The 26162-nt window shown below is 32.8% G+C and carries 23 protein-coding genes; 21 read left to right on the plus strand and 2 right to left on the minus strand.

The window, feature by feature from the left end; all coding sequences use genetic code 11:
- Positions 1-42 precede the first annotated feature (42 nt).
- The 18 genes from L3J35_01465 (at position 43) to L3J35_01550 (ending at position 19853) form a co-directional block, all read left to right on the plus strand.
- The gene (locus L3J35_01465) at positions 43-1458 is read left to right on the plus strand and encodes an MBOAT family protein (GenBank protein ID MCF6364847.1); all 1416 of its coding nucleotides are present in this window, start codon (positions 43-45) and stop codon (positions 1456-1458) included.
- Positions 1459-1463: 5 nt separating this feature from the next.
- Positions 1464-2960 (plus strand): hypothetical protein, encoded by a 1497-nt coding sequence (locus L3J35_01470; protein ID MCF6364848.1) that lies wholly within the window; start codon positions 1464-1466, stop codon positions 2958-2960.
- Between the two features lie 163 nt (positions 2961-3123).
- The gene (locus tag L3J35_01475) at positions 3124-3702 is read left to right on the plus strand and encodes a TetR/AcrR family transcriptional regulator (protein ID MCF6364849.1); all 579 of its coding nucleotides are present in this window, start codon (positions 3124-3126) and stop codon (positions 3700-3702) included.
- 79 nt (positions 3703-3781) lie between these two features.
- Positions 3782-6088, plus strand: coding sequence for an efflux RND transporter permease subunit (locus tag L3J35_01480; protein MCF6364850.1), 2307 nt, complete (start codon positions 3782-3784; stop codon positions 6086-6088).
- Positions 6089-6104: 16 nt separating this feature from the next.
- The gene (locus L3J35_01485) at positions 6105-6881 is read left to right on the plus strand and encodes an outer membrane lipoprotein-sorting protein (GenBank protein ID MCF6364851.1); all 777 of its coding nucleotides are present in this window, start codon (positions 6105-6107) and stop codon (positions 6879-6881) included.
- 68 nt (positions 6882-6949) lie between these two features.
- Positions 6950-7849, plus strand: coding sequence for a hypothetical protein (locus L3J35_01490; GenBank protein ID MCF6364852.1), 900 nt, complete (start codon positions 6950-6952; stop codon positions 7847-7849).
- Positions 7850-7869: 20 nt separating this feature from the next.
- Positions 7870-9111 (plus strand): hypothetical protein, encoded by a 1242-nt coding sequence (locus L3J35_01495; protein MCF6364853.1) that lies wholly within the window; start codon positions 7870-7872, stop codon positions 9109-9111.
- 23 nt (positions 9112-9134) lie between these two features.
- A complete protein-coding gene (locus L3J35_01500; GenBank protein ID MCF6364854.1) occupies positions 9135-9554 on the plus strand; it encodes a DUF2147 domain-containing protein in 420 nt (139 codons plus the stop codon).
- Between the two features lie 12 nt (positions 9555-9566).
- Positions 9567-10262, plus strand: a complete 696-nt coding sequence (locus L3J35_01505; GenBank protein MCF6364855.1) for a CDP-alcohol phosphatidyltransferase family protein — start codon at positions 9567-9569, stop codon at positions 10260-10262.
- A 19-nt stretch (positions 10263-10281) separates the two neighbouring features.
- Positions 10282-11598, plus strand: coding sequence for an inositol-3-phosphate synthase (locus L3J35_01510; protein ID MCF6364856.1), 1317 nt, complete (start codon positions 10282-10284; stop codon positions 11596-11598).
- Positions 11599-12075 (plus strand): phosphatidylglycerophosphatase A, encoded by a 477-nt coding sequence (locus L3J35_01515; protein ID MCF6364857.1) that lies wholly within the window; start codon positions 11599-11601, stop codon positions 12073-12075.
- Positions 12065-12469, plus strand: coding sequence for a GtrA family protein (locus L3J35_01520; protein MCF6364858.1), 405 nt, complete (start codon positions 12065-12067; stop codon positions 12467-12469). Before L3J35_01515 ends, L3J35_01520 begins: the two co-directional genes overlap by 11 nt.
- Positions 12470-12478: 9 nt before the next feature.
- The gene (locus L3J35_01525) at positions 12479-15028 is read left to right on the plus strand and encodes a DUF5686 and carboxypeptidase regulatory-like domain-containing protein (GenBank protein MCF6364859.1); all 2550 of its coding nucleotides are present in this window, start codon (positions 12479-12481) and stop codon (positions 15026-15028) included.
- Between the two features lie 11 nt (positions 15029-15039).
- Positions 15040-16242: an aminotransferase class I/II-fold pyridoxal phosphate-dependent enzyme gene (locus L3J35_01530; protein ID MCF6364860.1), complete on the plus strand. Its 1203-nt coding sequence runs from the start codon at positions 15040-15042 to the stop codon at positions 16240-16242.
- A gap of 1 nt (position 16243) precedes the next feature.
- Positions 16244-17371 (plus strand): N-acetyltransferase, encoded by a 1128-nt coding sequence (locus tag L3J35_01535; GenBank protein MCF6364861.1) that lies wholly within the window; start codon positions 16244-16246, stop codon positions 17369-17371.
- Positions 17372-17383: 12 nt separating this feature from the next.
- A complete protein-coding gene (locus L3J35_01540; protein ID MCF6364862.1) occupies positions 17384-18376 on the plus strand; it encodes an NAD(P)-dependent oxidoreductase in 993 nt (330 codons plus the stop codon).
- A 5-nt stretch (positions 18377-18381) separates the two neighbouring features.
- The gene (locus L3J35_01545) at positions 18382-18918 is read left to right on the plus strand and encodes a DUF4833 domain-containing protein (GenBank protein ID MCF6364863.1); all 537 of its coding nucleotides are present in this window, start codon (positions 18382-18384) and stop codon (positions 18916-18918) included.
- A 17-nt stretch (positions 18919-18935) separates the two neighbouring features.
- Positions 18936-19853, plus strand: coding sequence for a phosphatase PAP2 family protein (locus tag L3J35_01550; protein MCF6364864.1), 918 nt, complete (start codon positions 18936-18938; stop codon positions 19851-19853).
- Between the two features lie 82 nt (positions 19854-19935).
- On the opposite strand, the gene L3J35_01555 is transcribed toward L3J35_01550, so the two are convergent.
- Both L3J35_01555 and L3J35_01560 read right to left on the minus strand, forming a co-directional pair.
- Positions 19936-22875 carry an FAD-binding protein gene (locus L3J35_01555; protein MCF6364865.1) on the minus strand — a complete coding sequence of 980 codons (2940 nt, stop codon included), beginning with the start codon at positions 22873-22875 and terminating at the stop codon, positions 19936-19938.
- A gap of 67 nt (positions 22876-22942) precedes the next feature.
- Positions 22943-23104, minus strand: a complete 162-nt coding sequence (locus tag L3J35_01560; GenBank protein MCF6364866.1) for a hypothetical protein — start codon at positions 23102-23104, stop codon at positions 22943-22945.
- A 146-nt stretch (positions 23105-23250) separates the two neighbouring features.
- On the opposite strand from L3J35_01560, the gene sufB reads away from it, so the two are divergent.
- From sufB to sufC, 3 genes are read left to right on the plus strand one after another with little or no spacing between them, the layout of a single operon-like run.
- Positions 23251-24696, plus strand: a complete 1446-nt coding sequence (gene sufB / locus L3J35_01565; GenBank protein ID MCF6364867.1) for a Fe-S cluster assembly protein SufB — start codon at positions 23251-23253, stop codon at positions 24694-24696.
- Between the two features lie 5 nt (positions 24697-24701).
- A complete protein-coding gene (locus tag L3J35_01570) occupies positions 24702-25379 on the plus strand; it encodes a PorT family protein (protein MCF6364868.1) in 678 nt (225 codons plus the stop codon).
- 17 nt (positions 25380-25396) lie between these two features.
- Positions 25397-26152: a Fe-S cluster assembly ATPase SufC gene (gene sufC, locus L3J35_01575; GenBank protein ID MCF6364869.1), complete on the plus strand. Its 756-nt coding sequence runs from the start codon at positions 25397-25399 to the stop codon at positions 26150-26152.
- Positions 26153-26162: the final 10 nt, after the last annotated feature.

The raw sequence follows: 26162 nt of genomic DNA on the forward strand, positions 1-26162 counted from the left end.
TTAAAAAACAAAAGTGGCAACATATAAAGTAAATATCAAAATATGCTTTTCAACACAATTGAATTTGTATTTTTTCTGCCTGCAGTAATTATTATTTATTTTTTGGTTCCTTCCAAGTACAGATGGATACTCTTGTTGGTTGCAAGCTATTACTTCTATATGTGTTGGAAAATAGAGTACATTATTCTTATAATAAGCTCAACCCTAATTGATTACTTTTCGGCAATTCAAATAGAAAACGCAAAAAAAAAGCAAGTAAAGCGGGCTTTTCTGATTTTGAGTTTGGTTACTAACTTAGGCTTACTGTTCTCATTCAAATATTTTAATTTCTTTTCGGAAAGTGTTAATATTCTGTTTAATAAAATAAATATAGCATACCAAACACCCGAGCTAAATGTTCTTTTGCCTGTCGGTATTTCATTTTATACTTTCCAAACATTAAGTTATTCTATTGATGTTTATACCGGAAAACAAAAGGCTGAGCATCATTTAGGATATTTTGCCTTGTATGTTTCATTTTTTCCTCAATTAGTTGCCGGACCTATTGAGCGTTTCAGCAGATTAACGCCCCAACTGAAAGCAAAACACACATTCTCTTATGATAACTTAAAAAACGGACTGAGGTTAATTCTTTACGGCTTATTTATAAAAATGGTTATTGCCGACAATATTTCTGTTTACGTTGACCAAATATATAATAATCCGGCAGAATACGGTTCTTTCGATATTTTGAAGGGCATATTTTTTTATTCATTCCAAATATATAGTGATTTTTACGGATATTCAATAATTGCAATAGGAAGTGCCCTGATTATGGGAATAAAAATAATGGATAACTTTAAAACACCATATCTTGCTAAAAACATTGCAGAATTTTGGCAAAGGTGGCACATATCTCTTTCAACATGGTTCAGAGATTATTTGTATTTTCCTCTCGGAGGCAATAAAGTTAAAAAATACAGGTGGTTTATAAATGTTTTAATCGTGTTTCTTGTCAGCGGGCTGTGGCACGGTGCAAATTGGACTTTTATATTTTGGGGCGGATTGTTCGGTATAATTTATTTGACAGAAAGCATTGTTAATAAAGCATTAAAAGTAAAAAGTTCTCATACAAGTTTTTCAATTAAACATATTTTGCTTGCTTTGAAAACATTTATTTTAGTAACTTTCATTTGGGTGTTTTTCAGAAGTCAAAGTATTAGCGAAGCATTTAATATTTTTGAATTAATAGGAAATAACTTCGGAAAAGGGGTTAAAAGTCTGAGTGTTGATAATATAACATTAATGTTTTTCGTGTTATTCTTGATAAGTGATGTTTTGCTATACAACAAAAGGTTTGATAAATGGGTTGATAAAGTTCCTTTTGTCTCGAGGTGGAGTATATATTTTATTTTAATTTTTTCAATAATTGTTTTCTCCGGTGTTGATGATGCTCCTTTCATCTATTTCCAATTCTAAAAAATATGAAGATATTAAAAAAAATATTATTCCGGATTTTTATAATAATTATATTTTTGGTTATTTCTAACCTTATTTATTCGTATTTCTTTCTTGAATCTGACATACAAAAGCATTCAAAAATTATACGTGAAATACGAGAAGTCCAAGACAGTTGTCAAATAGTATATTTCGGAGAATCTTCAAATGCAACAGTTAGCAGCGGCGATATTAACAAAAGCTCAATCAGTAAGTTTATATCAGAATATTTTCCCGATTTAAAGTTCGGAACAGTTGACAGAGGTGCTGTTCACTCAGGAATTTACAAGGTATATCTTCAGCTGTTACCCGAAAAATCTCAAGTTGAAACAATTATTATTACCTTAAATTTACGCTCTTTCAATGCTCAATGGATTTTTTCGGAATTAGAAACCTCTCTGCAAAAAAGTGTTGTTTTATTAAAAAAATATCCGCCGCTGTATAACAGGTTTAGGCTTTCTTTCAAAGATTATGACTTAAAAACAAAAGACGAAAGAAATAAACAATTTAAAAGAAAGTGGAAAAAAGATAAAATTGACTTTCCCTACGAATTTCCTTATAAAAATGTAATTGAATGGGACAAAGATATGTTTAATAATGGAGTTTTGAACCCTGACGGGTCTCGCAATCAGGAGCTTACTGAATTAGCCTGCCATTATATCAAAGCTTATGCATTTACAATTGACACCTTAAAAAATCCTAGGATTAAAGATTTTGATGAAATTGTTGGATTAGCCAAAAAACGAAATTGGAATATCGTTTTTAATCTTCTGTCAGAAAATACCGAAAAAGCAAACGAATTAGTAGGTAAAGACCTTGTGTTTTTGATAAGAAAGAACAGAGATATTTTAGTTTCTCGCTACACAAAAAAAGGAGTTATTGTTGTCGATAATCTTGAATTAGTGCCTAATGAGGAATTTATTGATCAAAACTGGACAACGGAACATTATGCCGAAAAGGGCAGAAGAGCTGTTGCCGGAAATGTTGCAAAAAAAATGAAAGTTCTGTATTCTGATGAATTTGTTAATGTCGTAACCGGAGACGAGAAAAAAACAAACTTTTTCATACCGTGTGAAAAAAAAGACTCTTGGGGACAAATGCAAACTATCTCAACCGAACAGTTTTTCTCGGGAAAAACATCCTCAAAAACCGGAAACGGAGAAAATTTCAGCTTAACTTTTGAATGGGGCGTAAAAAATATTCCCGATACAATAAAAACCGTCAATATAAAATGTAAAATTTTTCAAACCGTAAAAGATGGTAATATCAAATTAGCAATTGAAGTCAGAGGAGACAGTATTAATAATATTTGGCATACAAAAAGCATAAGTTCTTTTGTACAAAATATTAATTCTTGGGAAAACTTTGAATATGCCTATTCTGTGCCGAAAGAATTTTTTTCGGGCGATTTGATAAAAATATACATCTATAACCCGACAAAAAACATTATTTATGTTGATGATTTTGAGATTAATTTCAGATAATTGTTATGTTGGGAAAATAATATTTTCCAACCCGCCGCACACATCTTGCTGGAAATCAAACAAATATACCTTTTGGGGTTTTGGTGCATGAAAAAAACAAAAAAAGATTTGCACAGTAAAAAAAATATCTTTTTATTTGCGAGTGAATACTAACTAACAAATTATGTTGTCCGAAAGACAATCTCAAATTATTGATGAGTCGATAAAATTAATTGCTGAAAAAGGAATACAAGGTTTTACAATAAAAAACTTGTCAAAAGCAATCGGCATTTCAGAACCAGCAATTTATCGTCATTTCGACAGTAAAACACATATTTTGTTGGCTATTTTGGATAACTTTAAACAAATGGCAAAATTTTTAGCAAAAATGATGTCCGAAATCCAAATAACAGCAGTAGAAAAAATATCTTTTATGTTTGAAAAAATGGTAGATTTATTTACCGAAACGCCCTCGCTTGTTTCCGTTCTTTTTTCCGAAGAAATTTTTAAAAACGAAGAAGTTCTTAAACAAAAAATTGTTGAAATATTAAATACAAACGAATCAACTGTTGAAAACATTTTAATTGCCGGTCAAAAAAAGGGTGAAATAAGAACCGATGTAAGCGAAAAAACTCTTGCATTAATGGTTATGGGATCACTGAGACTAATGGTAAAACGATGGAGCTTAGAAAATTACAATTTTAATTTGAAAAAGGAAGGAAAAATACTCATAGAGTCTATTAAAACAATATCATCTAAATAAAAACAAACTTGCGCATATTAGTATGCGTTTTATTTTACAAAACAAACGTAGTGAATATTAACTAACAAATAAAGATTAAATGGAGAAATTATTAAATAAATTGTTGAAAGCCCCTTGGCTGATTATTGCATTAACGCTTATTATAAGCGGTGTGTTCTTTTATTATATGAAAGAAAACTCAAAAATGGAAACTGACCTTGACAAATACATGCCGCAAGATCATCCTGCATTTGTATTCAGCGATCAAGCAGAAGAATGGTTCGGAATTAACGACGGAATTATTGTTGCCATAGAAAATAAAAACGGAATTTTTAATTCTGAAACGCTTGATACTTTAAAGCAGCTCACAAAAAGGCTGCAAAAAATGGATGAGATTGAAAAAGAAGACGTAACATCCTTATACACCGCAGATAACATTGTCGGCTCAGAAGAAGGTATGGATGTAAGGGCTTTTTTCAAAAGAGTTCCTAAAACAGACAGCACCTTAAATGTTTTACAAGAAAATGTTAAAAACAATGAAATGGTATTCGGAAGACTTGTTTCAACAGACGAAACGGTTACTGTTATTATTGCCGAAATCAGAGATGATGTTTTTACACAGGAGTTTTACGGTGATATTTTGAAAACTGCTTCAAGTTTCCAAACAGACGACATAAAAATTCATGTTGCAGGTCGCCCGATTGTCGAAGGTACAATGGCATTACTCGGTCCGGCAGATATGAAAAAAATGGTGCCTATTGTATTACTTGTAATTACAATTGTATTGTTTATAATGCTCAGAAGTGTAAAAAGCACATTATTGACAATGAGTGTTGTCTTTTTCAGCACATTGTGGGCTTTCGGTTTAATGGCTTTAGTAAATGTTCCGATTTATGCCGTTTCAACAATGATTCCGGTAATGCTTATTGCAATCGGGGTTGCTGACGGTGTTCATCTATACAGCCACTTACACCTGTTTCAACGAAAAAATCCGGATGCAACGAAAAAAGAAGCAGTAAAAGACATGATAAAAAATATGTGGAAGCCGGTTGTAATGACATCAGTAACAACTTCCGTAGGGTTTATTTCACTGTTAACATCACAAGTTTACCCGATTAAATATTTCGGTATTTTCACGGCATTCGGCGTAATGGCTGCCATGTTATTTTCTCTTTCTTTAATACCTGCCGGAATTATGGTGTTCGGCTTGCCGAAAATTAAAAAGGCTAAAGAAAATAAGGGGAAACACAATTCTCATATTGCGGACAAATTTGCAACAGCAGTAATAAAAAAAAGAAGTATTTCAATTATAGTAACAGCACTTATTATAATCGGCTCAATTGTCGGGATGCAAAAAATTTGGATAAATTCAAGTTTCCTTGAAAAATTTGAGAAAGACAGCGACATTGTAATGACAGATAAATTTATTAACAGTCATTTCGGAGGAACAACAACACTTAATTTAATTCTTGACGCAGAAGGTAAAAAAGAAACATTTAAAGATCCCGAAGTTTTGAAACTTGTTGACAAAATGCAAAACAAAGTTGAATCAGAATTACAGGTTGTAGGTAACTCTTTTTCTCTGACTGATTATGTAAACAGAATGAACAAAGTAATGAATGCCGATAATGAAAAATTTAACGTAATCCCGGACACAAAAAACATGATTGCCCAATACCTTTTGCTTTATGAAATGTCCGGCGACCCTGAAAACCTGAACAAAGTTGTTGATTATGATTACGAAAAACTTAATGTAACATTTCAGCTTAAAAGCGACAATTCTAAAGCAATAAATTCAACCCTTAAAGTTGTTAAAACTTTTGAGGACGATTTCAAAAAACTCGGAATAACTGTAAAATACGCCGGCAGTGGATACAAGGGGCTGGTATTTACAGACTTAATTCTTGAAGGCCAAATAATGAGTTTGATATTATCATTATTGATTGTTATTGTTTTATTGTCACTGATGTTTAAAAATATAAGATTAGGCTTAATTGGTGCAGTACCTATAGTTATCACAGCTTTAATGAGTTTCGGAATAATGGGATTCTTAAATATTCCTTTAAATACAACAACAGCTCTATTATCGAGTATTGCAATAGGAATAGGAATTGATTATGCCGTACATTTTATAGAACAATACAGAACAAATGCGAAAAAAACCGGAGACAAAATGTTGACAGCACAAAAAACAATGGCTCACTCAGGAAGAGCAATTATTTTTAATGCTGTTGTTGTCATAGTCGGGTTTATGGTTCTTACGTTTTCTGTATTCCCGCCGAACAGAGAGCTGGGAGCATTAGTTTCGCTTAATATGTTCACAAGTTTTGTAGGAACTTTGACTGTTATGTTGATTCTTTTATACAGCGGAAACTTATATTTTAAAAAGAAAAAAATTAATAACTAAATTAAAATTAAACAAAATGAAAAATTTAAAAATCACATCAATAGCAATTGCTGTATTAATGATAGCAAGCTTAGGTGCAAACGCACAATTAACAGGAAAGCAAATAGTAGAAAAAGCATATAACTTGCCTGCCGGAAAAGATAAAACGTCTGTTTTAACAATGACATTGACAAATAAACAAGGAAAACAAAGAGTTCGTAAAATAAAACAGTTCTCAAAAGATATGGGAACTGTTGAAAAAAGCATTATGTTTTTTCAATCTCCGGCAGACGTAAAAAATACATCTTTTATGAGCTGGACTTATGACAGTAACAAAGCTGACGACCAATGGATTTATTTACCGGCATTGAAAAAAACAAAACGTATTTCAAGCGACAGTAAAAGCGACTATTTTATGGGATCCGATTTTACTTATGACGATTTAGGAGACAGGAAATTAGATGCTGACAATCACAAGTTGCTTAAAACAGAAACAATTAACGGGCAAGCCTGTTATGTTGTTGAAAGTGTTTCAAAAGACGAAGACTATATGTACTCCAAAACTAAAACCTGGATTAATAAGTCAAATTTTGTCGGTGTTAAAAAAGAATTTTATGATGAAGACGAAGATCTGCTAAAAATACTGACAATTAAGAAAGTTCAAAAAATTTCAGGATTCTGGGTAATTACAAATTCAGAAATGAAAAATGTGCAAAAAAATCATAAAACCTCAATGATATTAAATAATGTACAAATAAATACCGGCGTTTCAGATGCAAAATTTACTGAAAGAATGATGATGCGAGGATTATAAAACAATTTTTAGTTGACAATTAAGTGCACTCTCTTATTTTGAGAGTGCCTTATAAAGATTTTAACACCGTGATTAAGAGCAATAAACAATATCAACATCTTATAATAATATATCTTTTTATCAGTATTATATCTTATCCTGTTAAAGCAGATACAATTCCGGATATTGATTTAATAACGATTGCACAAGTTAATCAGGGAAACAGTTATATTACATTCCCGACTGATATAGGGAATATAGAACCTTTATGGTTTGAAGGAAACTTAATCCCGAATTTTACGATACGTACAAATAAAGATGCCAGACTAGTTGGTGTATTAACACCTCAAGTAATAATAAGAATGTATCAAGAGGAATCTTTTCCGGTAAAAACACCAAGTTATATACCTCAAATAACGATGTATTACAAAATCTGTCGTGAAAATAAAAATAGCACTGTATTTGCCAGATTAGCGCATCACTCAAACGGACAAGACGGCGATTTTTACCTGGAAGACGGATTAATAAATTTACAATCCGGTGATTTCTCAACACAATATTTTGAACTTGGATTAATAAGGTCATTTTATAATACTGATTTTAATGCAAGTCAATTCTTTCGAACATCTTTTCAAAAACATTTTTTCGAAATTGAGAACCTTCAAAACGGAATATTCAGTAAATATAGGTGGAATAACAGTTTTTCTGTATTTAAAATACGTCAGGATAAAACGGAATTTGCAAAGAAAAAAGCAGGCTTCTCAATTAAGCTGAATGCAGATTGGATGTTTGGTGATATTTATACATGGAGCAACAAATCAATCGACCGCTTAAACATAGGGTTAACAGCATTTTATGCCCCGAGATTTTTAGAAGATATCGGTTTATTTGTTGAATTATATCACGGTCAGGACTATTACAATATTTATTTTAACCAACAACTAAATGTAATTCGCTTTGGTATTATGACAGAGCTGTTACGATTTTAAAATTATTTAAATTAACTATAATGAAAAAATTACAAACTATGCTATTCCTGTTAACATTAATGCTTGCAGGACAAGCACAAAATACCGAATACTCGGGATATATGAGAAATTATACGGGAGTACTGTTCGACTCCGGAGATTTATCAATTTTGCAAAACACATTTAATTTCGATATTTCAAAAACCGGAGATAAAGTAGCGTTTAAGATAAACCCTATGTTATATCATTATTGGTCAGACAGTTTGGATTTACGATTAAGAGAAGCATACCTTGACCTATATTTCAAAAACTTTGATATAAGAATAGGAAAACAGCAGGTTGTTTGGGGAAAAGCAGACGGAGTTTTCATAACCGACATAGTTTCGCCTCTTAACTTAACCGAATTTTTGTTGCCCGACTTTGATGAAATCAGAACAGGAGTAAATGCCGTAAAATTAGATTATTACATTGGCAACAATACACTTGAAGCAATCTGGATTCCTCAATTTACACCAACGGAAATTCCCGCAGAAGGCTCAATTTGGAACATTCAGCCTGAATTTCCCGCTCCCGCTTATTTCGACTGGTCAAACTCTACCATTAAACCAAGTTTAGAAAATAGTGAAGTATTTTTAAAATTTACGGCACTAACGTCTGCAATTGATTTTGAAATGATGGGCGGATATACTTGGGATGATAATCCGACTATGCACGTTCAAAAAGAATTCAGCATAAACCCGGAAACATTGCAACCGATGCTGACTCAATTAAACATTACTCCGAAACATCACAGGTTGTATCTTGCGGGAGCATCTTTCAGCACCGAAATAAAGGGTGTTATTTTTAGAGGCGAGGGGGCATATTACAACGGAAAATATTTTCAAACTGAAGATCCTTTCGCAACAGATGCTTTGGTTGGGAAAGATTATTTGCATTATTTACTCGGAGCAGATTTTAATATCGGAAATGTCAAGCTGAGTACGCAGTTTATTCAACAAACGATCTTAGACTATGACGAAAACATATTAAATCCTGAATTTGAAAACACAATGACATTTATGGCGCGTTATGATATGTTTCGAGAAACTGTTCATTTAGAATTGTTCTCATACATCGGTCTAACTTATGAAGATGCACTCATCAGACCTAAAGTTTCCTATGATTTTGATGACAGTTTTAACATACAACTCGGCTCAAACATCTTTGTCGGCGAACGTGACGGCAGGTTTGGGCAATATCAAGACAATTCAATGTTATATTTAAAATTGAAATATAGCTTTTAAAAACATCAACTAAATTTTTATATATGTATAAGATAATAATAACAATATCATTAATAATATTCTCTATATCACAAACATTCGCTCAAAAAGCCGATGCGATTGTAGGCAAATATCACCTTCCTAACAGTTTAGACCTGGAAATATTTGAACACAATAATAAATATTTCGGAAGAATAATAGCATTAAACGGATATGAAGACGGGCAAACAACAGATTATAAAAACCCTAATAAAACAAAACGTAAAGACCAATTAATCGGAAAAGTGATTATTACTAATTTAGAGTATGACACAGAAGAAAAAGAATGGGTAAACGGTAAAATGTACGGCCCTGAAAAAGGCATGTATTTCGATATTAAAATAACAGACGTGAGGCCAAAAGAAATTGAGATACAAGCCTCAAAATATTTTTTTCGGAAAACGGCAGAATGGGAAAAAATCTAAAAAATTAAAAAAATGTCTTCAAAAAAAATCTGGGATAAGGTAAAATCAAATGCTTATAAAGCATTGAAACCTTTTATTAATTTACTAAGTAAGAGTGGAATAACACCCAATATGATTACAACTATCGGCTTGTTGATTACAGTTTTATCAACAATTGTTTTAATTATGGGGGCTGAAATAGGAGAACGAGGAGACACGAGATATATAACGTGGTTTGGCGGCATATTATTATTTGCCGGGGTTTTTGATATGTTGGACGGACAATTAGCCAGAATTACCAAAAAAATGTCAACATTCGGTGCCTTTTATGACTCTGTTGTTGACAGATACAGTGAGATGATTATGTTTTTCGGAATTGCTTACTATTTGGTATCATTTGATTACTTTTTGAGTTCAATTTTTACATTTATAGCAATGATCGGTTCTATAATGGTTAGCTATACAAGAGCCAGAGCCGAAGCATTAAATACAGAATGTAAAGTCGGACTGATGCAACGCCCGGAAAGAGTCCTTACAATTGGAATTTCTGCAATTTTATACGGCCTCATATCTTATTTTACCGGTGATTTTAAAATTATCGTTGATTGGCTCCCCTTTCCTTTTATAGAAAACATATCCATTTTTACGATACCGATTTTTATAATGGCAATTCTCACAAACTATACAGCATTTCAAAGGTTAAATCATTGTTATAAAAAAATGAAATAATAATTTTAAAAATAAATAAATGAATACAAAACAAAATGTTACAAAACCTGTCGGAAAATTAGGAGTCCTTACACCCGGTTTAGGTGCAGTTTCAACCACATTTATGGCAGGGGTGTTTGCTGCACGAAAAGGTCTGGGAAAACCAATCGGCTCCATTGCTGAAATGGGAAAAATTCGATTAGGTAAAAGAACAGAGAATAAAAATCCTAATGTAAAAGATTTCGTACCCTTAGCATCTATGGATGATATGGTTTTCGGCGGATGGGATATATTTTCAGAAAACACATATGATGCAGCTATGAGAGCAGGAGTATTGGATAAGAACTTACTTTATAATCTTAAAGATGAGATGTCTGCTGTAAAACCGATGTCTGCTGTTTTTGACCATGATTTTGTAAAAAATATTGATGGTAAGAATATAAAACATGAAAAAACAAAAATGGATTCTGCTAATGCTTTAATAGCAGACATCAAACAGTTTAAGACAGAAAATAATTGTGACAGAATGGTTATGATTTGGTGTGCTTCTACCGAAGTATATACTGAAGAATCAGAAATTCACCAAACCATTGAAAAATTTGAAAAAGCTTTAAAGGAAAATCATCCGGCTATTTCACCAAGTATGATCTATGCTTATGCATCAATTAAAAGCGGAGTTCCGTTTGCAAACGGAGCACCAAACCTGACGATTGATATTCCTGCAATAATAGAATTATCAAAACAATTAAATGTTCCGATTGCAGGGAAAGATTTTAAAACGGGTCAAACATTAATGAAAACAATATTAGGTCCCGGGTTAAAAACACGTTTGTTAGGTATTGACGGTTGGTTTTCTACAAACATACTTGGGAATAGAGATGGTGAAGTTTTAGATGATGCAGGTGCATTTAAAACAAAAGAAGTTTCAAAACTAAGTGTTTTGGATAGCATATTAGAACCTGAACAATACCCGGAGCTATATAAAAACATGTATCATAAAGTAAGAATTAACTATTATCCGCCGAAAGGAGATGATAAAGAAAGTTGGGATAATATAGATATATTCGGTTGGTTGGGATACAAAATGCAGATTAAAGTTAATTTTCTATGTAAAGACTCTATTCTTGCAGCTCCTGTTGTTCTTGATTTAGCATTATTTATGGATTTGGCTCAAAGGTCTGAAATGAGCGGAATACAAGAATGGTTGTCATTTTATTTTAAATCACCTCAAACAGTTAAAGGTTTAGAGCCGATTCATGATATTTTCTTACAAAAAATAAAATTTGAAAATACATTACGTCATATAATGGGGGAAACATTAATTACACATTTAGGATTAGATTATTACGAAGAATAAATGAAAACATACAAACTAATAGCATCAGGGTTAGGAACAGGATACTCTCCAGTTGCCCCGGGAACAGCAGGTTCTATTCTCGGAATATTAATTTTATATTTATTCAACTATGGATTGAATTATTATAATATTCATGAAATTACGGTTGTTGTTCTTAATCTTGTTGTTTTAGTTTTAGTTCTTTTAATTGGTGTTTATTCTATAAAAAGAGTGCATGAAGTTTGGGAACATGATGCCGGTAAAATTGTAATTGATGAAATTGTCGGTGTATGGATTGCAGTTTTAATTGTACCGTTTCATTGGCAATATTATCTTATCGGTTTAATCTTATTTCGATTTTTTGATATCTTAAAACCATTTTATATAAGAAAATTAGACCGCCTTAAAAGCGACTGGAGCGTAATGCTTGATGATGTCTTAGCCGGAGTATATGCAAATATTGTTTTACAAATAATTGTTTATTTCTATGTTTTATAAGTCGGATAAAAAACCAAACATACTTATTTCTTTTTTTCGCTACAATATTTCAGCAATTATAGCAACGGCTGTTGACTTTACAATTTTAATAGGCCTGACAGAGATATTTCAACTTTGGTATTTCCTTTCTGCCGTAATCGGGGCAATTGCCGGAGGAATTGTTGCTTTTCTGTTTTCAAGAAATTGGGTTTTTAAAAAACGTGACGGTAAGATAGCAACACAAGCTTTAAAGTATATATTGGTGTGGGGAACAAGTATTTTTTTAAATACATATGGACTTTATCTTTTTGTTGAATACCTCAATTTTCATTATATCATTTCAAAAGTTATTGTGGCAGTAATCATCGGCATAGGATTTAATTTTTTTATGAACAAATATTTTATTTTTAAATAGTTAGTCTGAATGAGAACAAATTGGATTACATATATTGCCATTTTAAGTATAAGCCTGTTGTTGGTTTCAAGGTCAACAGTCTATTCACAAAAAATGACTCATATCAAAGGAAAAGTTATCGATGCAAAAACCAAAGAACCGATACCTTTTGCTAATGTTATTTTTGTCGGTAAAAATATCGGCACAATCACAGACTATAAGGGAGAATATTCGTTAGAAACTCAATGGCCTTCAAATAAAATTCAGGCATTATACATGGGGTACTATAGTAAGTATAGTGATATTATACCTGAAAAAAATCAAATTGTTAATTTTGAGTTAGACCCTGAAAATTATATACTGGATGAGGTCGTGGTGTCTTCAAAAAGAAAAAGATACCGAAACAAGGATAATCCTGCTGTTACTCTGATCAGAAAAGTTATTGAACATAAAAATGTAAACAGAAAAGAAAGTTTGGATTTTTATGAGTATGACCAATATGAAAAAATAGAATTTGACATTAATAATATTACTGAGGGGTTTAGAAATAAACGAGTTTTTAAAAATTTTCAATTTGTCTTTGATTATGTGGATACCTCGTCAATAAACGGGAAACCATATTTGCCGATATTTTTGCAAGAGAATTTATCAAAAGTATATTATCAAAAATCACCAAAGTCTGAAAAAGAATACATAACAGGAACAAATATTGTCGGTTCAAGAGAATATGTTGATAATGACGGAATCAGTATGATGACCGATTATTTATATGAAGACATTGATATATATGACAACAACATTCCTTTATTGACAAATGAATTTGTAAGTCCCTTATCAAATATTTCTCCGGCTATCTATAAATTCCGTATAATGGATACTGTAGATATTAACGGTTACGATTGTATTAAGCTTGCATTTCAACCAAGAAATAAATTAGATTTTGCTTTTAAAGGGACTTTGTATATTAAAAATGACAGTAGTTATGCCGTGATTAAAGCAAAACTACAATTAACTGACGGTATAAACTTAAATTTCGTGAATGACCTTCAAATTGTTCAAGAGTTTAGTTTTGAAAACAATCAATGCTGGGTACTAACAAAAGATGAGTTGGTTATCGATTTCAATGTAAGAAAAAAAGGAGCCGGGATGTTCGGGAAAAAGACGGTTCATTTCGACAACTATTTATTTAATAAAGAAAGGGCGGAAGAACTATATTCAGGAATTGATAATGTTATTAAAGAAGACGGTTTTGATCAAAGAAAGAAAGAATTTTGGGAAAAAGAAAGGCTGACAAAATTATCAGAACAAGAAGAGAATATTTTTAAAATGGTTGACAGTGTTCAAAGTTTACCTGCTTTTAAAAAAACCATGGATATATTAATGTTGTTAGTTGCCGGTTATTGGGAGTTCGGAAAAGTAAATGTCGGACCGGTAAATACATTTTATAGCTTTAATGATGTTGAAGGTTTTCGTTTTAGATTAGGAGGCAGAACAGGTGATAAATTTAGTGAACATTTAAGACTAGACGGTTATCTGTTATATGGCTTTAATGATGAACGCTTTAAATATTCAGGAAGTGCAAAATGGTCGCTTAATAAAAAGCCGTTAAAGGAATACCCGGTACACTCTATAATGGCAATGTATCAAGTAGAAACAAATTTTCCGGGTATGGAAATGCAGTTTATTAATGAAGATAACTTTTTACTGTCATTCAAACGAGGGGTCGCCGATAAACTGTTATATTATAAAATGTTTAAAATTGAGCCTTTCAAAGATTGGGGAAACGGTTTTTCAACAACGGTAAACTTAAAACACATTATTCAAGAACCGGGAGGAACATTGCATTTTGACTATGATGATTTTTCTTTAAATGAAATAACCTCAAGTGAAATTTCAGCAATATTACGATTTGCCCCGAATGAAAAATTTTACCAAGGAATTAACTATAGAACCCAAATTATTTCTAAATACCCGGTATTTCAATTATCCTACACTCAAGGAATAAAAGATGTTTTCAATTCTGATTTTAATTATGGTAAATTATCGTTTAATGTATTTAAACGTTTTCACCTTTCACCAATCGGATTTACTAATTTTGAATTTGAAGCAGGAAAAGCGTTCGGAGAGGAAATTCCTTATCCTTTACTATTTATTCATCGTGCGAATCAGACCTATTCCTACCAACTGCATTCATATAACATGATGAATTTTCTTGAATTCATAAGTGATCAATACATTGCTGTTTATGCTGAACATAATTTCTATGGCTTTTTCTTTAATAAAATACCTTTGATAAAACGGCTTAAACTGCGAGAAACAATATCATTTAAAGCAATAAAAGGGAATGTAACTGATAAAAATAATCCATTAATAACAGACGGATTAATGAACTTCCCGACAGACATTGACGGAAACACTTCTACATTTACTTTAACAAGTGAACCCTATGTTGAAGTAAGTGTAGGTGTCGGGAATATATTCAAATTTTTCAGGGTTGATTTAATTAAAAGAGTTACTTATCTGGATAACCCGAATGTTTCAGAATACGGTATCCGAGCAAGATTTAAATTTGATTTTTAAATATGAAAAATATGAGACAACTTCAACAAAAATATTCAAAGTTTAACATCCCTCAGCTTGCAAAGAAAAAAGGGATTTATCCTTTTTATCACCCGATTGAATCAGGGCAAGATGCAGTAGTAAAGCTTAAAGGGAAAGATGTATTAATGTTTGGTTCAAACAGTTACCTTAGCTTAACCAATCATCCGGAACTAAAAAAAGCTGCAAAAACTGCTATAGATAAGTACGGTACCGGAGCTTCAGGTTCAAGGTTAATGAATGGAAACCTTGATTTGCATGAAGAACTCGAAATTAAATTAGCAGATTTTGTTAAAAAGCCTGCAGCAACTGTATTCAGTACAGGTTTTCAAACCAATATCGGCACAATTTCTACAGTTGTAGGACGAAATGATTATATTATTTCTGATGAAAAAAATCATGCATCCATTATAGAGGGAACCAGATTAACCTACGGAAAAACGCTGAAATATCGCCATAACGATATGGGCTCTCTGGAAAAGGTTCTTCAAAAAACAGATAAAAATCAAATAACATTGATTGTCACAGACGGGATATTCAGCATGGAAGGCGATATTGCTCAGATGGATAAAATTTGTGATTTAGCCGATAAATATTCAGCATCCGTTATGGTTGATGATGCCCATGCTCTTGGAGTGTTGGGTGCTAAGGGTGAAGGAACAGCTGCGGAATTTAATGTGACCGATAAAACAGATCTTATTATGGGAACATTCAGTAAAACACTTGCCTCTCTCGGTGGTTTTGTTGCAGGAGATTTTGAAACGATTAATTACATTAAGCATCATGCTCGGTCTTTGATTTTTAGTGCGAGTATTCCGCCGGCTTCAGCGGCAACAGTTTTAAAAGCCTTAGAAATAATAAAAGCTGAACCTGAAAGAATCAGTCGTTTATGGGATAATACGAATTATGCGAAAAAATGCCTTCAACAAGAAAACTTTGACATCGGGAATAGTGAATCGCCCATTATACCCATTTTTATAGGAAATGATATTAATACCTTTGTCTATTCATCAATGTTATTGGAAAATGGGGTATATGTAAATCCGGTTGTTCATCCGGCAGTTGCAAAAGATCAGGGGATTCTCAGATTTTCTTTAATGACGAATCACACAAAAGAACAAATCGAAATAGCTGTTGAAAAACTTGTGAAAAGCAGAGCTCAAATTGAAAAAATTAAAATCCCACAATTTAGTTAATATGAAAAATGTTAAAATAACAGAGGTAAAGTCCAAATCAGACCTCAAAAAATTTATTAGTTTTCCCGATAAGTTGTATAAAGGTAATAAATATAGAGTGCCGCAGTTGCATTCTTTTGAAAGATCTACATTATCGAAAAAAAAGAATCCTGCTTTTGATTTTTGCGAATCAAAATATTGGTTAGCCTATAAAGATGATAAACTTGCAGGGAGAATTGCCGGAATTATCAATCATAAATCAAATGAGATTTGGAAAGAGAAAAATATGCGTTTCGGATGGATTGATTTTATAGATGATATCGAAGTTTCATCTGCTTTGATTAAAACAGTAGAAAGCTGGGCAAAAGAAAATGAACTGACGGCAGTGCACGGCCCTTTAGGCTTCTCAGATATGGATCTAGAAGGAATGTTGGTAGAAGGTTTTGATGAAATCGGAACTCAGGCGACACTGTATAATTACTCCTATTATCCGGTTCATATAGAGAAACTCGGCTATGTAAAAGATGTTGATTGGGTTCAGTCCGAAATTAAAGTGCCGAAAAAAGTACCTGAAAGGGTCAAGCGTATCAGTAATATCGTTTTAAAAAAATATGATTTAAGAATATTAAAGGCAAAAAAAGCAAAAGATGTTTTACCCTATGCTAAGAGTATGTTCGAAACTCAGAATAAATCCTTTGCTCACCTTTACGGTTATGTTCCGCTTACAGAGAAACAAATAGATTATTATGCGAAAGAATATTTTTCACTGATAAATACTAAATATGTATGTTTTGTATTAGATAAGAATGACGAAGTTGTTGGTTTCGGTATAACAATTTTATCATTGTCAAAAGCCTTACAAAAAGCCAAAGGAAAGTTATTCCCTTTCGGATTTATCAAAATATTGAAGGCTTTAAAGAAGAATGATACTGTAGATATGTTTTTACAGGGTGTAAGGCCTGATTATATTAAAAAAGGAGTGGCTGCTGTTTTCTTCAATGAGTTAATGCAAGCTTATATTGATAACGGTATTAAAACAGCAATTACAAGCCATGCCTTAGAAAATAATAGTGCTGCTACTCAGATATTTAGTGTTTATAATAGCCGCCAACATATACGGAGACGAGCATATATAAAAAAAGATATTTAATAAGAAATAACAGTGAAAAAAATTTTAATTACCGGTGCTGGGGGTTTTATCGGAGGTTTTCTTGTTGAGGAAGCTTTGAAAAGGAACTATGAAGTATATGCAGGCATCAGAAGTACAAGTTCGAAAACTTATCTGACACACCCGGATATTAAGTTTCTTAATGTGGACTTATCAGATAAAAATGTACTGTGTGAGAAATTAAGAACCTTTGATAAGTTCGATTATGTGATTCACAATGCCGGAATTACTAAAGCACTAAAAAAGGAAGATTTTGACAAGGTTAATTTTAAAAGCACACAAAACCTTATAGAGGCTTTAAACGAAACGGTCGGTTTTCCTGATAAATTTATTTACATCAGCAGTCTTGAAGCTTTTGGCCCCGGAAATGAAGATACTCTTCAACCGATAAAAGATTCAGACGACCCAAAACCGATTTCAAAATATGGAGAAAGTAAATTGAAAGCAGAGCGGTATATTAAATCTATTGAAACTCTTCCACATTTAATTTTCAGACCGACAGGTGTATACGGCCCTCGAGAAAAAGATTACTTCCTTTTATATAAAGGAGTTAAAATGGGAATTGAAACATATGTCGGCACATCTGAACAATACATTACTTTTATATATGTAAAAGATTTAGCTCGTTTGATTTTTGATGCAGTTGAATCAACGGTTTCAGGCAAATCCTATTTTGCAACAGATTTGAAACAATACACAGCCAAAGAATTTAATAATGTTGTAAAAGAACAATTAAACAAAAAAACCATTCGAATTATTTTCCCTAAACTTTTTGTTAAGACCTTAGCTTTTATAAACGAAAAAATATATTCTGTTTTTAGGAAAGTTCCGACTTTAAACACTGAAAAATATAAAATAATTTCCTGTAAAAACTGGCTTTGTGACAGTAGTGCGATTAGAAATGATTTTGGGTTTATTCCCAAATATGATTTAAAAAAAGGCATTAAAGAAGCAATTACTTGGTACAAAAAAGAAAAATTACTCTAATACGAATGAAAATAATTATTTCAATATTAATTATATGCTTCGGATTGTTAACATTACAACTTCCGGCTCAAAACGATTATCCTATTCCTGAAAAAAACAAGGAATTACTGTTTTATATTCAACGAAATCATAATAAGAATACAATAATCTACGATGCAAATTTTGACAGAGACGGAAATCTTATTGATAATAAACCGATAAATGTATACTGGGTCAGATATGAAGAGCAAGGGCAAAAAATGGAATTGCGTGCAATTGAAAAGAAATTTGCATATGGTTTAGAATTTAAAAAAATAAAATCACATAAGCATTATTATCAAATTGAACTTGTTGCATACGATAAGCGAAAACTTTGGTTAAAACAAGAAGCACCCTACAAGGCAGCGGTTTATATGATGATTAACGGTAAATTAGCTCTTTTGGAGCGTCAATATATTTTTGCAGATAACTCCGGGCTATGGCCGGATGTTAAATACATAGAGCTATTCGGGAAAGATATTGTAACAAATGAGAATAGATATGAAAAAATAATAAACAATTAGTCAGACATTAATAAAAAATGAACTTTCAAAGATTTACCAAAAAAAACATTGCCATAAATAGTTTGCTTGTTATTGCATACTTAATTTGGAATATGATTATCGGAGGAATAAGAGAAGAACATTATTTCCTTGTTTTTCTTTGGCTCACTTTGTTTTATGCTCACGAAAATACACGAAAATTCATTACTGGTTTTTCATTATTTATAGTTTATTGGATTATTTACGATTCCATGAGAATTATCCCTAATTATGAAGTTTCACAAGTACATATTCGTGAACCCTATGAATTTGAAAAAGCATTATTCGGTATAAATATTAATAATGTATTACTTACTCCTAATGAATACTTCAACCTTAACCACAGTAAGTTTTTAGACATTCTTTCCGGCTTATTTTATATTAACTGGGTTCCGATCCCACTTGCTTTTGCCGTTTACCTTTTTTTTAAAGACAAACTATTGTTTGTGAAATTTTCATTAGTCTTCTTATTTGTAAACATAGTCGGTTTTATAATCTATTATATTTATCCGGCTGCTCCGCCTTGGTATGTTGATATTTATGGATTCGACTTACATATGGGAGTACAAGGAAACAGTGCCGGTCTTGCTCGTTTTGACGAAATCACAGGAATTCCGGTATTTGAAGGTATTTATAATAAAAATGCAAATGTTTTAGCTGCAATTCCATCACTCCATGCATCTTACCCTGTTGTTGTTTTGTTCTACGGAATAAAAAAGCGACTATTTAAAATCAATTGGTTGTTTGGAATATTTATGATTGGCATATGGTTCTCTGCAGTATATTCAGGACATCATTATATCATTGATATTATTCTTGGTGTTTTTGTAGCGTTATCGGTACTAATTCTATTTGAAAAATTTTCACAAAAATTAGTTCTGAAAAATTGGATTCAAAAATTCATTCAAAAAATCTAAAAAGTCGCAATAATGATGTATAGGTATATTTTTACCGTCAGACCAAAAATTCCCGGCGATTTTAATGACAGCACTTTTAAATTCATTTCAAAACCGCTTCCGATAAAATATCAATCGGATGAACAGCATCTCTGCCTGTTCCGTCTTTTATTTGGCACCTGCAACTTGTTCCCGGAGCAACAATAACTGTTTCTTTTTTGCTTTTTCTAATTTCCGGAAACAAAGTTAACTCTCCTATCTTCATCGAAAGCTCATAATGTTCTTTTTCGAATCCAAAACTTCCTGCCATCCCGCAACAGCCCGACGGAATTTCCTCAACCGTATAATTCTTCGGAAATGACAAAATAAGTTTTGTAGCATCGGTTGAAGCAACAGCTTTCTGCTGGCAATGTCCGTGAAGTTTTATCTGTTTCGGCTCTTTTGTAAATTGCTCTTTTACAATGTTTCCGGACTTCATTTCTTTTGCCAGAAATTCATCTGTCATCAAACAGTTTTTCCCCAACTGTAAAGCAATATCTTTTTGTTTTGCATCTTTAAAAAAATCCGGATATTCATCTCTGAAAGTTAAAATTGTCGAAGGTTCAATTCCTAAAAGCGGTGTTTTCTCCGAAATTATATCTTTTAAAACAGCAATGTTTTTTTCAGCAATTTGCTTTGCTTTTCTTACCAATCCTTTTGACAAATATGTCCTTCCGCTTTCCGAAATATCGGGAATAGCAACCACATAACCCAATTTTTCCAAAAGGCGGACTGCTTTAATTCCTATATCGGCATCATTGTAATTCGTAAACTCGTCGGCAAATAAATAAACCTTTCTTTTATGCTTTGATTTCGGCATTTTTTTAAATGCTTTTTTCAAAGTTTTCGGCGATAAAGTCGGCATTTTTCTTTTTGTTGAAAACCCAATTAATCGCATTGCCGGTTTATAAAAAATTTTGCTTTTAAGAAAAAAGTTTGAAACAGCCGGTACAACCGAAAGCAAACGATTTATTTTTGTGATATTTGCAACAATGCGACTTCTGAAAGGAATACCGTTTTTGTCGTAATATTGCTGTAAAAATTCGGCTTTTAACTTCGTTACGTCAACATTTGAAGGACATTCGCTTTTGCATGCTTTACACGACAGGCAAAGGTCAAGTATGTTGTATAAGTCTTTGTTGTTGAATGGGTTATCGCTGTTTGTAATCACCTCACGCAGCATATTTGCCCTTGCTCGTGTGCTGTTTTTTTCGTCTTTACTTGCCCTGTAAGAAGGGCACATTGTTCCGCCTGCGGCATTGGTTTTTATGCAATCGCCGGAGCCGTTGCATTTTTCTGCTGCACGCAAATATCCTCCCGTTGACGAAAAATCAAAAGTTGTTTCAATTTTTTTTGTTTCATTACCGGGAATATATCGTAAATGTTCATTCATTGGCAAAGTATCGGTAATTTTTCCGGGATTAAAGATGTTTTTGGGGTCAAAAACTTTTTTAACTTCTTTAAAAAGATTATAAATTCTTTCTCCGTACATAAGCGGAATAAACTCTCCTCTCAGTCTGCCGTCGCCGTGTTCTCCGCTTAATGAACCGCCGTATTTTTTAACGAGTTTTGCCGTTTCGTATCCTATCGTTTTGAACAGTTCAACATCTTTTTTATCCTTCAAATTTAAAATCGGTCGCAAATGCAACTCTCCTGTTGCAATATGTGCATGATAAACACAATCTAAATTATATTTTGACAGAAGTTTTTGAAAATCGAAAATATATGCAGGCAGTTTGTCAACTCTCACTGCAGTATCTTCAACCAAACTTACAGGGCGAGCATCGCCCGGCATATTCGACAAAACTCCCAAACCGGCTCTTCGCAAATCCCAAACTTTTTTAATCTCATCGCCCCGTATAATCGGAAAGTGATAGCCGTAACCGGCATTTCGCATATCATTTTTCATGTTTTCGGCAATTTGAATAATTTCCTCAATGCTTTCTCTTGTAAATTCTATTATCAGAATTGCCTCAGGTTCGCCTTTCAAAAAGAAACGATTTTTTTCTAACCCTTTTGATTTTTTTGTTAAATCAAGAATTTTTTTGTCCGTTAACTCAACCGCACCGGGTTTAAATTTCAGAGCAATTAAATTTGCATAAAAAGCATCTTCCAATTTGCTGAAATGCGGAACAATTAATGCCTTTTCTTTCGGCGGAAGTTCAACTAATTTTAAAGTTATTTCTGTTGTGAAAGCCAAAGTTCCTTCCGAACCTGCAAGAAGTTTGCAAAAATTAAATTTCTTTTTGCTTTTGCTGAAAATTTCATTGTCAGATAATAAATCGAGAGCATAGCCGGTATTTCTTCGCATAATTTCCTTGTCGGGAAATTGTTTTTCAATTTCTTTTTGAATTCCCTTATCGGAAAGAATTTTATAAATTTTTTGGTATATTTTTCCTTCAAGATTTTGAAGTTTTAATTTTTCGAAAAATTCATTTTTTGAAAGCTCCCCGAAAACAACTTCCTCCCCGTTACTGAGGATTGCTTTTATAGAATGCGTGTAGTCTCTTGTGCTGCCGTAAATTACGGAATGTAGTCCGCAAGCATTGTTTCCTGCCATTCCGCCGATGGTGCAACGGTTTGCCGTAGAGGTTTCCGGTCCGAAAAATAAGCCGTGACGTTTCAAATAGTTATTCAAGTCTGTTAAAATCACACCCGGTTGAACGGTAACAAGTTTATTTTCAACATCAAGATGCAAAATTTTATTCATATATTTTGAAACATCAACCACAATCCCGTTTCCGGTAACTTGTCCCGCAAGGGAAGTTCCTGCTCCGCGAGGAATGATACTTATATTGTCGGCACAACTTTGGGCTATCCCGGCAATATAGGAGTTAACAAAAGAAATAATTTGCTTAATATCCTCAATATCCTTCGGAAAAGTAACTGCCGAAGGTTTTTCTTTATATGCGGAAGCATCAGTTGAATATATTATTCGGTGGGTTTGGTCGAAGTGTACTTCTCCTTTGAGCCCGGAATGTAATATTTTTAATTTTTGCTCCATTTCTTTTTAAAACCAAGACCTGCCAAGCTTTCATTTTCTGACAGGTCTTATAATTCTTATATGTGTACTATACTTTCTCCGTAGGAACGGCATCAATATTTTCAATATTTCCGTTATTAAACCCGTGCGGACAAGGAACAATCCCATTTTTTTTTGTATAGCAACTGTTTACAGATAATATTCCGAAAATAAACAATAAAACAAAGAGGTACGATACTTTTTTTTTCATAATTATATTATGTTTAAGTTGTTAAAATTGTAAAGATAGTAATTGTAAAAAAAATAACTCAATTTAATTTGAAAATTTGTTTCCCGAATGAAAAAAATATTTATATTTGCACACAATTTAGAATGGTTCTAAATAACTTAAGTTTTATGGGAAAAGACGATAAAATAATAAATGAACTGAAAGAAAAAGAATACAAAGCCGGCTTTGTTACTGATATAGAAATGGATGTCTTTCCTGTCGGGTTAGATGAAGATGTAATAAGAGCCATTTCAAAAAAGAAAGAAGAACCGGAATTTATGCTTGCGTTCAGATTAAAGGCGTTTGAATATTGGAAAAAACAAAAAGAACCCGATTGGGCTTTACTAAACTATACTAAGCCAGATTTTCAAGGCATTAGTTATTTTGCAACACCAAAAAATACGCCGAAATATAACAGTTTAGACGAAGTTGACCCGGAAATAATTGAAACTTTTAATAAACTCGGTGTTCCGCTTGAAGAGCAAAAGATACTTTCAGGTGTTGCTGTTGATGTTGTTATGGACAGCGTTTCAGTTCACACAACTTTCCAAAAAACCTTAGGAGAACTCGGCATTATATTTTGCTCAATAAGTGAAGCAATTCGAGAGCATCCGGATTTAATAAAAAAATATTTAGCTACGGTTGTCCCCGCAAGAGATAATTTTTATGCAGCTCTAAATTCCGCAGTTTTTACTGACGGTTCTTTTGCATACATCCCGAAAGGTGTAAGATGTCCCGTTGAGCTTTCGACATATTTTCGTATAAACCAGGCAAATACAGGGCAGTTTGAAAGAACATTGGTAATTGCCGATGAAGGAAGCTATGTAAGTTACCTTGAAGGGTGCACGGCTCCTCAAAGAGATGAAAACCAACTTCATGCCGCTGTTGTTGAACTTATTGCCATGAAAGATGCCGAAATAAAATATTCGACCGTCCAAAATTGGTATCCCGGAAATAAAGAAGGAAAAGGAGGAATTTATAATTTCGTAACCAAAAGAGGAATTTGCAAAGGAGATAACTCAAAAATATCATGGACACAGGTTGAAACCGGCTCTGCAGTTACATGGAAATATCCGAGTACGATTCTTAAAGGAAATCATTCCGTAAGTGAATTTTATTCCGTTGCCGTTACAAACAATCATCAACAGGCTGATACCGGCACAAAAATGATTCATGTAGGCAGAAATACAAAAAGTACAATTATCTCAAAAGGAATATCTTTGGGGAAAAGCAATAATACATACAGAGGCTTGGTTGATATTAAAAAAACGGCAAGTAATGCCAGAAACTATTCGCAGTGTGATTCTTTGTTGATAGGAGATAAATGCGGAGCACATACATTTCCGTATATAAATGTTGATAATTCAACCGCAATTGTTGAGCATGAAGCAACAACATCAAAAATTGCGGAAGACCAAATTTTTTACTGTAATCAAAGGGGCTTAGATACAGAGAGTTCTATAAGTTTAATCGTAAACGGGTTTGCAAAAGAAGTCTTAAATAAGCTGCCGATGGAGTTTGCAACAGAAGCAAAAAAGTTGTTATCATTAACTCTTGAAGGAAGTGTAGGGTGAAAATTATGAAAAAATTTACATACATATTATTTTTAAACTTGCTTTTACAAACACTCTCTTTTTCGCAAGAAGAAAAATGGGAAACTCAAAATTATATCGGTTTTCATGTAAGCGGTATTACAAGTACTGTTTTCATAATCTACAACGACCCAAGTATACAAGTAAACGTAGGGAACCCTTATCTGAATTCTTTTTCAGGCGGCCTTTCTTTTAAAAACTTTTCAGAAAAGCTTGTAGGCTTATCTGTTGACTTAAAGTATATTTCAAAAGGGGGTTACGCAGAACTGTCATATAACGCAGAGAGTGTCGCTATTACTCCGGTTTTGTTCAGGTATATTCCGAAATATCTCGAATTGTCGCCCTTAATGAATATCAGAACAGGAAAAAAGAAAAGCCACATAAACTTTTATGCAGGCCCTCACATTTCTTGGTTATTGAGTGACAATATTGAATTCGCCACCGGAACAGAAACATATAAAAACACAGCAGATACAAAATTTGAATTCGGTTTGGATGCCGGAGTCGGTTACAGTTTTGATTTAAAAAAGAGTTTTGTTGAGTTACGGTTTTTGTACAGTCACGGGTTGTCAAACATTTTTGACCCCGAAACAACAAACAGCAATTATTGGTTTGTCCAAAATCAAGTATTTTCCGCAAACCTTGCTTATTATTACAAATTATAACCTAGTGAATTATTATTATGCTTAAAATAACAAATTTAAAAGCCGAAATAAACGGCAAAGAAATATTAAAGGGAATTAATTTAGAAATAAAAGCCGGCGAAGTTCATGCAATTATGGGGCCTAACGGTTCCGGAAAAAGCACACTTGCTTCTGTCCTTGCAGGAAGAGATATTTTTAAAGTTACCGGAGGTAAGCTTGTGTTTAAAGGAAAAAACTTATTGGACTTATTACCCGAAGAACGCTCAAGGGAGGGAATATTTTTAGCTTTTCAATATCCGGTTGAAATACCGGGCGTAAGCATCACAAATTTTATGCGAGCCGCTCTTGACGAACAAAGAATACATAAAGGATTAAAACCTATGCCGGCATCAGAATTTCTAACTTATATGAAAGAAAAAAAAGCATTAGTCGAAATGGATGCAAAACTTGACGGAAGGGCTGTTAATGAAGGTTTTTCCGGCGGAGAAAAGAAAAAAAATGAAGTTTTTCAAATGGCAATGCTCAAACCTGATTTGTCTATTTTGGATGAAACTGATTCGGGTTTAGATATTGATGCATTACGAATTGTCGCAAACGGGGTAAACAAACTCAAAACAAAAGATAATGCAAGCATTGTAATTACACATTATCAAAGGTTATTAGATTTTATTGTTCCGGATTTTGTTCATGTTTTATACGACGGCAAAATTGTAAAATCCGGAGGTAAAGAACTTGCATTAGAGTTGGAAGAAATCGGTTATGATAAAATAAAAAGTGATGCTGATAATAAATAAAACAAGCACG

The sequence above is a fragment of the Bacteroidales bacterium genome (assembly GCA_021648725.1).
In the GTDB taxonomy this organism is placed as follows: domain Bacteria; phylum Bacteroidota; class Bacteroidia; order Bacteroidales; family JAADGE01; genus JAADGE01.